At 50.9% G+C, this 12,674-nt stretch carries 11 protein-coding genes; all 11 read right to left on the reverse strand.

The features are described from left to right. Positions 1–3 precede the first annotated feature (3 nt). The 11 genes from tsaB to BLP63_RS11460 all read right to left on the reverse strand — a co-directional run bounded on the left by tsaB (position 4) and on the right by BLP63_RS11460 (position 12,640). Positions 4–714 (reverse strand): tRNA (adenosine(37)-N6)-threonylcarbamoyltransferase complex dimerization subunit type 1 TsaB, encoded by a 711-nt coding sequence (gene tsaB / locus BLP63_RS11410; RefSeq protein WP_092591667.1) that lies wholly within the window; start codon positions 712–714, stop codon positions 4–6. Next, positions 711–1,196, reverse strand: a complete 486-nt coding sequence (gene tsaE, locus BLP63_RS11415; RefSeq protein ID WP_242870891.1) for a tRNA (adenosine(37)-N6)-threonylcarbamoyltransferase complex ATPase subunit type 1 TsaE — start codon at positions 1,194–1,196, stop codon at positions 711–713. Before tsaE ends, tsaB begins: the two co-directional genes overlap by 4 nt. A 50-nt stretch (positions 1,197–1,246) precedes the next feature. Next, a complete protein-coding gene (locus BLP63_RS11420; RefSeq protein WP_092591669.1) occupies positions 1,247–3,433 on the reverse strand; it encodes a Tex family protein in 2,187 nt (728 codons plus the stop codon). Positions 3,434–3,538: 105 nt separating this feature from the next. Beyond that, positions 3,539–4,649, reverse strand: a protein-coding gene (gene prfB, locus BLP63_RS11425; RefSeq protein WP_207646457.1) for a peptide chain release factor 2 whose coding sequence is annotated in 2 segments (ribosomal slippage) — positions 3,539–4,585 and positions 4,587–4,649 — 1,110 coding nt in all. Because the reading frame shifts where the segments join, the coding sequence is not laid out codon by codon here. A gap of 63 nt (positions 4,650–4,712) precedes the next feature. Next, positions 4,713–7,412, reverse strand: coding sequence for a preprotein translocase subunit SecA (gene secA / locus BLP63_RS11430; RefSeq protein WP_092591673.1), 2,700 nt, complete (start codon positions 7,410–7,412; stop codon positions 4,713–4,715). 193 nt (positions 7,413–7,605) lie between these two features. Next, on the reverse strand, positions 7,606–8,187 hold the full coding sequence (locus BLP63_RS11435; protein ID WP_092591675.1) for a DUF5317 domain-containing protein: 582 nt from the start codon (positions 8,185–8,187) through the stop codon (positions 7,606–7,608). After that, positions 8,177–8,773, reverse strand: a complete 597-nt coding sequence (locus tag BLP63_RS11440) for a DUF5317 domain-containing protein (RefSeq protein ID WP_092591677.1) — start codon at positions 8,771–8,773, stop codon at positions 8,177–8,179. The genes BLP63_RS11435 and BLP63_RS11440 overlap by 11 nt, the downstream gene beginning before the upstream one ends. A 5-nt stretch (positions 8,774–8,778) precedes the next feature. Beyond that, a complete protein-coding gene (locus BLP63_RS11445) occupies positions 8,779–10,059 on the reverse strand; it encodes an HD-GYP domain-containing protein (RefSeq protein ID WP_092591679.1) in 1,281 nt (426 codons plus the stop codon). 275 nt (positions 10,060–10,334) lie between these two features. Next, the gene (locus BLP63_RS11450) at positions 10,335–10,958 is read right to left on the reverse strand and encodes a hypothetical protein (protein WP_092591681.1); all 624 of its coding nucleotides are present in this window, start codon (positions 10,956–10,958) and stop codon (positions 10,335–10,337) included. A gap of 222 nt (positions 10,959–11,180) precedes the next feature. Then, on the reverse strand, positions 11,181–11,714 hold the full coding sequence (hpf, locus tag BLP63_RS11455) for a ribosome hibernation-promoting factor, HPF/YfiA family (protein ID WP_092591683.1): 534 nt from the start codon (positions 11,712–11,714) through the stop codon (positions 11,181–11,183). 137 nt (positions 11,715–11,851) lie between these two features. Beyond that, the gene (locus BLP63_RS11460; protein ID WP_092591685.1) at positions 11,852–12,640 is read right to left on the reverse strand and encodes a ComF family protein; all 789 of its coding nucleotides are present in this window, start codon (positions 12,638–12,640) and stop codon (positions 11,852–11,854) included. Between the last annotated feature and the right edge of the window lie 34 nt (positions 12,641–12,674).

The following is a 12,674-nucleotide window of genomic DNA, read 5'->3' on the forward strand; positions in this document are numbered from 1 at the left end:
TTCTCACCCCTTCATCCGCAGCTCCCGGGTGACTTCCGCCTCCGGACGCCGCAGATAATTCATGGGCACCTTGTCATAAGCAACAGCGGGAATACCTTCCAGCCGGGCGCACATAGCCACGGAGGAGGCTCGCTGACAGCGCATTTCCTGGGGCGCCAGAGCGACCCGGCTGCCCAGCTGAGCCTTGACACGGTCAAAGGCTTTTGCCGCGCCTTCGCCCAAAAGCAGTACGTCTGCCCCTTCCTGTTCAGCGGCTTCCACAAGCTTTGCCGCAAATTCATCCACCGGCCAAGCCCCTTCATCAACCATTTGCATCAGGCCCTGCGGCCCAAAGCGCCAGGCGCCGGCATAATATTCGTTTCGTCTGGCATCCATCATGACCGCCACAATCCGCCGGGAATCATAGGCGTTATAGGCCGCCGCCCTCAGACTTGACACCGGAATGACCCCAATCCCAAAGGGCTGGGCGAGACCTTTAGCGGCGGACACCCCAATACGAAGTCCCGTAAAGGACCCTGGCCCATTAGTCACGGCAATCGCGTCAAAGTCCGGAATCTTCAAGCCCAAATACCCCAGGGCGCTCTCAAGCATGGGCATCAGCTTCTGGGAATGTGTCATGGGGTGCTGCAGGACAAAGTCCGCCAGCAGCAGATCATCCTCTACCACCGCCACGGAAGCCACCAGGGATGAGGTTTCTATTGCGAGTAGTCTCATGAGAGCTCCACCTCCTTGTAGGCTTCTATAAGCGCTCTAATTTTTGCCCGGGTCTCAGAGTCCGGCGAGGAGAGCCGCAGCTGGCGCTCCTCTGGTTCAAAGCCGTAGCCAATTTCAATCCAGAGAGCGGTTTCCGGAACCATGGGTTCAATCATCCCAGCCCATTCAACGAGGCTGACGCCGCTGCCATACACAAAGTCCTCAAAGCCAATCTCCTCCATTTCAGAAGGATCAAGGATACGGTAAACATCAAAATGGTAGACTTCAAAGCCGCGGTTTGATGCGTAAACGTTCATCAGCGCGAAGGTCGGGCTTGTCACGTCTTCCGTCACGCCAAGGCCGGCGGCTATACTTTGGGACAGGGTCGTTTTCCCTGCACCCAGGTCGCCGGTGAGTGCCACGACCGCTCCGGGCTCAAGCCAACCTGCCAGAAATTGTCCAAAGCGCTGCATGGCTTGGACGGAATGAACAGTCAAATTCAAGGGGAATCAGCTCCTTACAGGCTTACAATAGGCTTTCTTCAGGTTTTCTTTTAAGCCTTCTTCATGGACAGCGAAATTTTGCCTCGCTCTCTGTCAATCCCAATCACGCGAACCTCCACCGGATCCCCAACGCGGACAACGTCCATAGGGTCCTTTATAAATTTGTCCGCCAGCTGTGAAACATGGACCAGTCCGTCCGTCTTCACGCCAATATCAACAAAGGCCCCAAAATTAACCACGTTGCGGACCGTGCCCATCATTACCATACCCACTTCGAGGTCTTCCATGCTCAGGACATCACTTCTGAAGACCGGTCCCGGCATGTCCTCCCGTGGATCCCTGCCAGGCTTGAGCAGCTCCTCCACAATATCCTTCAGGGTGAGCACGCCCGCGCCAGTGATTTCAGAGAGCGCCTTGAAAGCCTCTTCAGGTGACTTTTTACCCGCCGCCTCCTGCATGCGCGCAAAAAGATGCGTCCTGTCCATTTTTCGTGTTTCCTCCAGGCTCAGTTCCAGTGTCTTGAGCAGCGCTCTGCAGGCCCCGTAGGATTCAGGGTGAACAGACGTAGCGTCCAGCGGCTCTGTGCCGTCGGCGATGCGCAGAAACCCCGCGCACTGCTCATAAGCTTTTGGCCCCAGACGTTTAACCTTGAGCAGCGCCTTTCGGTTCTCAAACTTCCCGTTTTCTTCCCGGTGTGCCACAATGGATTTTGCCAGGGTTGAACCAATCCCGGAAACATACTGGAGCAGGGACGGCGTCGCGACGTTGAGGTCCACCCCCACCGCGTTGACGCAGGACTCGACCACACCCTTCAGGGAATCGTCCAGCTTCGCGGGATTCAGGTCGTGCTGGTACTGTCCAACGCCAATGCTCTTCGGATCGATCTTGACCAGCTCCGCCATGGGATCCTGCAGACGTCGCCCAATGGAGATCGCGCCCCTGGTCGTCACGTCAAGGTCCGGATACTCCTCGCTGGCCAGCTTGGACGCGCTGTAGACCGAAGCCCCCGCCTCGCTGACAATGGTATAGTGCACCAGCCGGTCGACCTCTTTGAGCATCTCCCCCACAAACTGCTCCGTCTCCCTCGAGCCAGTGCCGTTGCCGATGGAGATGAGATCCACACCATGCTTTTGGATCAAGCTTTTCAGCACTTTCTTCGAGCCTTCAATGTCGTTATGCGGCTTGGTCGGATAAATCGTGGTTTTATCCAGCAGCCGGCCGGTTTCATCCAAAACGGCGACCTTACAGCCGGTTCGGTAGGCGGGATCAATGGCCAGCACGGTCTTTCCCTTCACCGGCGCCTGCATCAGCAGCGGCTTCGTGTTCATGGCAAAGACACGAATGGCATCTTCCTGGGCTTTCTCCGTAAGCTCGCTGCGGATCTCACGCTCCACCGAGGGCAGAAGCAGCCGTTTCAGACCATCCTCCACCGCCAGCGACAGCTGAGCGCGCTGAGCAGCGGACAAATTCCTGATAAAATGCTTCTCCGCCATCCTGTTCACGTGGTCCTCGTCAATCAACAAACTCACTTTGAGGTATTCTTCCTTCTCCCCTCTGTCAATAGCGAGGATTCGGTGGGATGGAAGGGTTCTGAGCGCCTCTTCAAACGCATAGTAGGTTTCGTAAACAGAGGTCTTTTCAGGGTCTGCCGCCTTGGAAGACAGCTTGCCCTGCTTCTGATAAAACGCCCGGATCACCTGTCTTAAGTCCGGATCATCCGACAGACGTTCTGCCAGGATGTCCCTGGCACCCGCCAGAGCCATTTCACTATCCACGACTTCTTTTTCAGCATCTATAAAGGTCGCTGCGAATTCGAGCATGGCGGCCTCATCTGTCCTTCGGTTGCTTTCGTCTGCCAGCCAGTCCGCCAGTGGCTCAAGGCCTTTTTCTTTGGCCATGGTGGCTCTTGTGCGGCGCTTTTGCTTGTAAGGTCTGTAAAGGTCCTCTACCCGCTGCAGAACCTCGGCTTCAAGAATTGCGCCTTTCAATTCCTCCGTCAGGGCCCCCTGGCTTTCAATAGCCGCGAGTACCTCTTCTTTCCTTGCCTCGAGGCCCCTGAGATATTTCAGGCGCTCGTCAAAGGCCCGGAGGGTTTCATCATCCGTACCACCCGTCATTTCTTTTCTGTAACGCGCTATAAATGGTATGGTGTTGCCCTCGTCGATCAGGCGCAGGATCGCCTCTGTCTGCTGGGCGGTCAAGCCCATTTCCTTTGACAGATGTTCTGTTATATTCATGAGATTTTCCCCTTTAGTTAGATCAGAGTTTTTACAGCCATCCGGTCATCGACAGAAAAACCGGTTCGCTGTGATGTTCGAACCGGTTTTGAGTCTGATAGGCTATCAGGATTTTCTGGAGTTTTCTTTGAGGTACGCCTGAATAAAAACATCCAGATCGCCATCCATGACACCATAGACATTGCCGACTTCAGCGCCCGTTCTGTGATCCTTGACCAGATTGTAAGGATTGAAGACATAAGACCGGATCTGGCTGCCCCAGGCAATCTGGGAGTAGTCCCCCGCGAGGTCCTCAATCCGCTCCTTATGCTCCCGTTCCTTGAGCTCGAACAGCTTCGCGGTCAGCATCCGCATGGCGGTCGCTCTGTTTGAATGCTGAGAGCGCTCGTTCTGACACTGCACCACAATGCCAGTCGGAAGATGCGTGATCCGCACGGCGCTGTCCGTCATGTTGACGTGCTGACCGCCGGCGCCGGAGGCACGGAAGGTATCAATCCTCAGATCCCCGGGATCAATGTCCACTGTAATTTCTTCGTCCAGAACCGGCATGACGTCAACGGACGCGAAGGAGGTATGCCGCTTCCCGGAAGAGTCAAAAGGCGATATTCTGACCAGACGGTGAACGCCTTTTTCCGACTTCAGATAGCCATAAGCATTATCCCCTTCTATCTCGAGGGCCGTACTCTTGATGCCTGCCTCTTCATCCCTGAGAAGGTCCAGTATTCGGACGGTGTAACCCCGTCCTTCCGCCCAGCGGGTAAACATGCGCATCAGCATGGATGCCCAGTCCTGTGCGTCTGTACCGCCAGTTCCGGCGTGAATGGACAGGATGCAGCTGTTGTGGTCGAACTCCCCGCTGAGCAAGGTCTCGAGCTCCAGCGCCTCAATCTCTTGAGCCAAACGGTCCACCCCGGTCACTATATCCTGTTCTATACTGTCATCCGCTTCCTCGAGGGCCATCTCTGCCAGCATCTCAAAATCCTGGTGAGACGTGACAAGGCCGTCATAAAGCTCCAGTTTATCCTTAAGCTGTTTGACCTGCTTCAAGACCTTCTGAGCGACGTCCGGATCATTCCAGAAATCCTCCTGCACGGTCTTCTCTTCGAGGTCCTGATGCTCTGTTTTCAGACGGTCAATGTCAAAGTGAACCCCTCAGTTCTTTCAGACGCTCTGCCAATTCCCGGAGCGTCTTTACTCTTTGTTCAATTGCCAACATCCTATCACCTTCTTAATGAGGCCATCGATGAACCTCTTAATTTACCGGCTTCGTTTTCCAGAGTTACTGCGCCTCATTCGCGCCGCAGCATTTCTTGTATTTCTTGCCGCTCCCGCATGGGCATGGATCATTCCGGCCGACTTTCGCCTCTTTTTTCGCCGGTGTTTTCGAAGACTCTGACACAGTCTCCCCGCCACCGGATTCCGCAGTCACCTTGACAGTGCTCGTACGCTCTGTACGAGTCTCAATAGTCGCATGGAAGAGATACTTAAGTGTATCCTCCTGGATCGTCTTGATCATTTCGCCAAACATATCAAAGCCTTCAATTTGGTACGCACGGACCGGATCCTCATTGCCCACCGCCCTCAGGGAAATGCCCTGTTTAAGCTGTTCCATGGCGTCAATATGATCAATCCATTTGTCGTCGACAACACGCAGCACCAGGAAGCGCTCCAGCTCTCTCATCCGTTCAGCCGTAAAGGCCTGTTCCTTCTCGTCATAAAGCGCCAAAGCCTTTTGCGTCATTGCCTCAGTCAGGGATTCCCTCGTCAGCGACTGAATCTCCATTTCCTCGAGAATGCCGCCCTTTGGCAGGAAAATCTGATGGAGATATTCCTCAAGACCCTTCAGGTCCCACTCTTCCGGGAACTCCGCACCTGCAGTGTACAATTCCACTGCTGACGTGATGACCTCGTCGATCATACCCAAAACATGTTCCTTCATGTTTTCGCCCTGAAGAACCTTGGAGCGCTCTGAGTAAATTATGCTGCGCTGACGGTTCATGACATCATCATACTGGAGGACATGCTTACGAATTCCAAAGTTTCTGCCTTCGACGCGTTTCTGCGCGGTCTCAATGGATTTAGAAAGGACGCTGGCTTCCAGCGGTGTTTCTTCATCCATACCCAGCTTTTCAACCATATCCTTGACGCGGTCAGAAACGAAAAGGCGCATGAGCTCGTCCTCGAAGGACAGGTAGAACTGTGAGGAGCCCGGGTCACCCTGACGTCCTGCACGGCCCCGCAGCTGATTGTCAATCCGCCTGGACTCGTGGCGTTCCGTACCAATGATATGAAGGCCGCCAACACTTTTGACCGCTTCCGCTTCAAGGTCAGTGACGCTCTTATGTTCCGCATAAATCTTGTCATAAAACGCCTTGGCCTCAATGACCTCCGGAATATCCGGTGTCCTTGGCCTCAGCACCTCGTAAATCATTTCATCTGTGTAGCCGTGCTTCAGCATATCCCGCTTGGCCATAAATTCCGGATTGCCGCCGAGGACAATGTCCGTACCACGGCCCGCCATATTGGTTGCAATAGTGACCTGGTCTTTTCTCCCCGCCTGAGCGACGATTTCCGCCTCTCGTTCATGCTGCTTCGCGTTCAGGACTTCGTGGCGGATGCCCCGCTTTCTCAGGAGCTCACCCAGGTACTCTGAGGTCTCAATGGAAATTGTACCAACCAGCACCGGCTGACCCTTTTGGTGCCGGACTATAATATCCTCAATAACCGCTTTGAATTTTCCATTTGTGGTCTTATAGATCGAGTCCGGCAGGTCCTCCCGCTGAATGGGACGGTTTGTAGGAACCTGGAGCACGTCCATGTTGTAGATGTGCTTGAATTCCTCTTCCTCAGTTTTAGCCGTACCCGTCATACCCGCCAGCTTCCCGTACATTCGGAAGTAGTTCTGGAGCGTAATAGTGGCAAGCGTTAGGGATTCCTTGCGGACCTCGAGATTCTCCTTCGACTCAATGGCTTGATGCAGACCATTGGAATAACGGCGGCCAAACATAAGACGGCCCGTAAATTCGTCAACAATGACAATCTCGCCATCCTTAATGACATAATCCACGTCTTTTTTCATGATCAGCCGCGCCTTAAGCGCCTGGTTGATGTGATGGGAAATCTCCATGTTTTCCGGATCGCTGAGATTTTCAAGGCTGAAGAAGCGCTCTGCCTTCTCAACCCCGCCCTCGTCTGTCAAAACGACAGATTTTTGCTTCTCGTCCACCGTGTAATCGATTTCATGCCGGAGCGTATTGACGAACATGTCCGCGACCCTGTAGAGGTCTGTGGACTTCGCGCCTTCCCCGGAAATGATCAGAGGCGTGCGGGCCTCGTCCACGAGAATGGAGTCCACCTCATCCACGATAGCGTAGTTCAGGTCACGCTGCACCATTTGATCCTTGAAGACCACCATATTGTCTTTAAGATAATCAAAACCGAACTCATTGTTCGTCCCGTAAGTGATGTCCGCGTTATAAGCGTCCCGTCGCTCCTGAGTGCCAAGACCATGGACTATGCAGCCCACGCGCAGTCCCAGGAAGTTGTAAACCTTGCTCATCCATTCCTTGTCACGCTTGGCGAGATAGTCATTGACCGTGACAACGTGGACGCCTTTGCCTTCAAGCGCGTTCAAATACACTGGCAGCGTTGCCACCAGCGTCTTGCCCTCGCCTGTTTTCATCTCGGCAATACGCCCCTGATGCAGCACTATGCCGCCCAGCAGCTGCACAGGATAGTGCCTTAAGCCGATGGTTCTGACACTCGCCTCCCGAACCACCGCAAACGCTTCCGGCAATAGGTCCGCCAGTGCCTCGCCCGCAGCAACCCGCTCTTTAAACTCTGCGGTCTTGGCCGCCAGACCCGCGTCACTCAGCGCCTGCATCTGAGGCTCGAGTGCCTCAATCTGTTCGACCATTTTCATGAGCCGCTTAATTTCCCTGTCATTGAAGCTTCCAAACAATTTATCCAACAAAGCCATGCTTTTCAATCCTTTCTGACTGTAAAAGATACCTTATACATTATATCACATCACTTAAGTGACTATGTCACATTTATCTTAACGTTTCATTAAATCGAGATGAGAATTCAGTACCACTTCTCACAATATTTTCATCAAAAAAGCCGCGGTAACCCCGCAGCCTTTGATTGCCAATAATACATCACACACATCCCTAAAATCTGTAGTTGATCATACTTCCGCTCTTTCTGAACCACTGATTCAGCATGGTGTTCTGAATAAAATAGGCCAGTCCGGCACTGATCAGCAGATCCCCCACGCTAAAAAGCTTTGAAAGCGGATAAATTTCCGGAATGGCTATGACCTTGCCCAAATAATAGGCGAGACCATCTGCACTCGTGACGAGAACGTAATTGATCACCGACCCGTCCTGGATCGTTTCGAGCAGAGACTGCATCCCCGCTCTCATCAGCGCGGTTTCTGTGACAGGCATTCTGAAGCCGGAAAGTCCCATAGCCAGGGCATTCAGAAGTGCGCCAATCAGGATGATATAGAAGCCTTTGTTTTTTCGGTTCATAAGAACTGCGGCAATCATCACCAGTGTTCCCACGAAAGGAAAAAACGCGAGCCAGTTTTCAGATTTGATGAAGGGCTCAAGTACAATGGGCGATATTTGAAGGATGACTGCTGTAATGATCAGGCTCACCCCTGCGATCTCAAGATCAAGCAGATTCCTGACTCTGCCGTTTCGAACAATACCGGCAATCAGTCCAATGGCTAAAGCCTCAATAAACATGGGTTTCCTCCTCTTCAAGCGCATTTGGATTTTCCCTCAGATTCAGGACAAAAACCATCAATACGCCAACGTCCATAACCAAATCTCCCAGGCTGACGCTTTTGGGCATAGGATAAGGGGGTCTGAGATGTAATATGTCCGCAAGAAAGGCGAGCTTTGTCGTTTCGGCATTGATTGCTGAATGTCCAAACACCAAGCCGGATTTAAGCTGCTGGGCAGTATGAGTAAAGCCATAGCTTACCGCCATATCAATATCCACCGGCATTTTGCCGTTGTTGGAAAAGATCACAATCATGTTGAGGACCACACCCACCAGGAGCATGGCCACGCCCGGTGTTTTGAGATTAAGCGCGAAAAAAGCCACCAGCAAGGAATAGACCAGCACCATCAGCGTCAGCTCGTAATCAAAGATCAAACCGCGCAGGTCATCAGAACCGCGGTTCAGGGCGATCTGAATACCCGCTTCAACGACAAAAGCCAGAAACGGCAGCCAAACCCCTTTGATTTTGACATTCTCGACCAGGTGATGCCAGCGGTTGCTGACCACGGCAATCAAAAGACCCAAAATTGTAGTTTCAATCAACATAGGTGTCACATCATTTCATGTGTTTTAGGAATTTGTCCGCGCTCAGCGCAGCGGACAAACGCGTCAACGACCTCCGGATGGAATTGCTTTCCACGTTCCTCTTTGACAATGGACAGCGCAACTTCAAAAGACATAGCTTTACGGTACACCCTGTCAGAGGTCATGGCGTCAAAGCTGTCTGATACCGCAATGATTGCCGCTTCAATGGGAATGGTCTCTCCCGCGATCCCTTCAGGGTAACCCTTTCCATCATACCGCTCATGATGGTAGCGGATATAGCTTGATAACTCCTCCAGGGACTTGACGTCCTTGACGATATTCGCGCCTATTTCAGGATGCTTTTGAATGATCGCCATTTCATGGTCCTCAAGTCTTCCAGGTTTATTGATAATAGTATCACTGATGCCAATCTTTCCAATGTCATGGAGGATCGCCGCCGTCTTGATTTCATCAATCAAGAGTACAGGGATTTTCATCTCTTTGGCGAGGATCATGGAAATCTGAGCTACCCGGTGAGAGTGGCCGTTGGTATACTCATCCTTGGCGTCCAGCGCGTTGGACAGGGTTTTGATGGTTTCAAAATACTGGTTCTTCATGTCCAGGTAAAGCTTGAAGCTGTAACGGGCGACGAGGAGTGGACCGAGAACTAATAACACCATAAACCAACCGCTGTTAACGTATAGAATCGCCATGAAGACGCCAATTGGCGAAATGCCAATAAAATTTTGTACGATCCAAACCATTTCGTGCATGGCGCCCTTAAAATCAAAGCGATCCAGTAAAGCAAATAAAATAATAAAAATGCTGATATTGATAAACACATTGACCGCAACTGCGACAATAATGCTAACAATTCCAAAACCAGCAACCGTAAATGCAGGGAGTACTGAATGGCTCATCTGATATGCGTTGCCTGCTACCAATGATCCAATCGCGTACGCGCTGCCATTAAATAAACGTTTATATACAGAACTATTAAAAATATGATGGTATTTCCCTTCGGAATAATAAATGCTGAAAAAAGTCCCAAGAAAATTTACTGCTGCTGCTATATAGGGGTCAAATATCAAAATGGCAGCCAAACCAATCGCGAATCCAAGGGAAACATATTTCTTATCATTAACTTGTATAACCATGGATTCAGCCAATAAAGACAGCAGTGCAAAAAAAAGCACTGAAGTTAATTTAGTTTCAGCGCTTATCATTTGTACCGCCTCGAAAATTATTAAGAAGCCAAACAGGATTATAAAAGTGGTAAAAATTCTAAATATATTATTATGCTTCATAAATAATCTCCTAAATCGAATACAATAAAAAATTCGGTCGGTCGATCGGCGGCCTAGGCTATTTCCAGCCTACGTAAGCTCCACCAGCCAGTAAAAGAGACAGGAAGGACATAAATACTACGGATAATCTCTTTTTCATTGAAAAGAACCCCCTTGTGAGTTGACTCTGCTGCTTCGCTATGGGCCGCAGGCTGTCTTACTCTTCGCTAAGGGTTTCCTGATATTAGCTTTGGTACACCGACCGAATTTTTTGACGATGAGGATGTGGTACCTTGCTACAATTGGTACATCTTGCGGTTTACTGCATCTAACGTGGCTCTGACGATGGCTTCATTCTCAGACTTTCTAACCACCGCTGCGCCTACGAGAAGATGCTCATCATGGCTGTCCGCAAGGGAAATTGCCACCATGGCCACTCTGGTTTTTGCAAGAAGGTTAACCTCAACATCTTCGACCACGAGCTGCCGGTCTGATTCCAGCATGTTGAGAACGCAGTTCAGCGTCGCTGTGACGACCAGTCTCATGGCATTTCTCATGGAATTGACACCTTTGCAGGTCCCTATGAATTCTTCGTCAAACATTCTAAGCTTGACGGTGGCGGTCGCAATATTGTCTTCTTCCACCTCGTATGTAACCTTGGACAAGAGGATGCGTTCAAGACGCTTATCCCTCGAACCGTCTTCGATTTGCGCAATACTGATCATCCTGTGATCTATAGGCATCCCATAGTATGCCGTCAGAGAGGACTGGATGTCTCTGGAAATCTGTTTTGGGGCTCTGGTTCGATTGGTCAATACGTGGATTTCTCTGATCTCCTGCCCATCCAGTACGACCTTGGAAGCGATGACGCCGGACAACTTATTTATGACGTCTTCGTACTTAAGTACTTTTTCTTCCATGCGTAATTCCCCCCATTCTGAATACCATGTTAAGGTCATTATACAAAAAAAAAGAAGTCTTGCAAATAGCGTCTATCAAGGATTCGAGCCGAATTATCGCATAATTGCAGCAATTTGTCGACTTTTTACCCTTTTGTAACACAACTGTAACAGAACCCCGTCTCAGCAACTGGAAGGCTGCAACTAAAAAGCCCGAAGCGCAAAGCTCCGGGCTGAGATGATTTATAACATAGGCTCAATCAGACCATACTTGCCATCTTTCCTCTGATAGACGACATTGACTTCATCCGTTTCCCCGTTCCGGAAAACAAAGAAGTTATGGCCCAACAGCTCCATTTGAAGGATGGCCTCCTCAGCATCCATAGGTTTGACAGGAAAGCGCTTTGTCTTGACTATGCCATGCTCCACAGGCGCACTATAGGCGCTCTCAGGAATATGTTCAAATCTGATTGTGTCATGGCCTTTATAGCGTTTTTCCAGCTTGGTTTTATGCTTCGAAATTTGCTTCTGCAGCTTCTCCACCGCCATGTCAATTGACGCGTACATGTCAGGCGAAGATTCTTCTGCGCGGAAGATGGCACCATTTTTAAGAGGGATCGTAATCTCGACGATCTGACGGTTTTTCTGGACACTAAAGGTGGCAGTAGCCTCCACATCTGTCTTAAAGTACTTTTGGAACTTGTCCAGCTTTTCCTCGACCATCTTTTTCAGAGATTCCGTAATCTCCACATTTCTCCCTGCTACGATCACATTCATAACAACAACTCCTTCCGGGATTTCTTTATGTCACTTCCAGACAGTGGAATTTCCGAGTAATCTCCTCCCATCCTGATGAAGTTGTTATGATTTTACCCTATCCCTTCGCAATCAAACAATTTTCAATTAACATGATTTTAACAATTTAAAAACCGGCGGATCCGGTAGCGAACGCCCTTCCCTGCGGAAGGCTGGTTATCATAAACCGTCGCGAAGGTCATTGTCCAAACCTCAGAAGCGCCAGCCTCCAGAAGGGACTGGGCACAGACTTCCAGGGTCGACCCCGTTGTCATAATGTCATCTATGAGCAGCACTGACCTGCCAGTCACCTCAAGAGGCCATTTCACTGAAAAGCAACCCTTAAGGGCCTGGCTGCGGTTCTCGCGATTCAGCTTTTTCATTCTTGGCGTATCTTTGATCCGGACCAATGCCTTACTCAGATTGTCAAGACCAGTCATTTCGCTCAGAGAGGCGGCTATAAGCGCCATCTGACAATAGCCGCGCTGACGGATTCTGCGCCGCGAGGATGGCACCGCCACAATGCAGTCCACATCGCTGATCCAGGTTGTCCTGAGCAGAGCCGCCATCATCTGCGCCAAGTGATAGCCTATGTAACGGTGGTCCTTGTATTTAAACCTGAAAATGAGCTGTTGTGCCAAAGGGGAATATGCCGCCACCGCGACATTCCCCCTGAAGGAAGTCCGCTTTCCAAAGCATGCGTAACACAGGGTGGTGGACGTTTCATGGAGCGGCCTCCCACAACGTCTGCAGACACGTCCGCGAATGAGCTCGAGGGCGTTCAGGCAGCTTTCACAAAGTCCATAAGGTGCCTCAAAAATATCTTCACCACAACCCACACATGTGACCCCTCTGGGAAACCAAAAATTGGCAGTCAATCTGAGCCATAACTTGATGTCGTTGTTCACCGAATTCCTCCAAACACCGCCACCTTGCCCGAAA

Origin of the sequence: Acidaminobacter hydrogenoformans DSM 2784, from assembly GCF_900103005.1 — a bacterium.
GTDB lineage: Bacteria > Bacillota > Clostridia > Peptostreptococcales > Acidaminobacteraceae > Acidaminobacter > Acidaminobacter hydrogenoformans.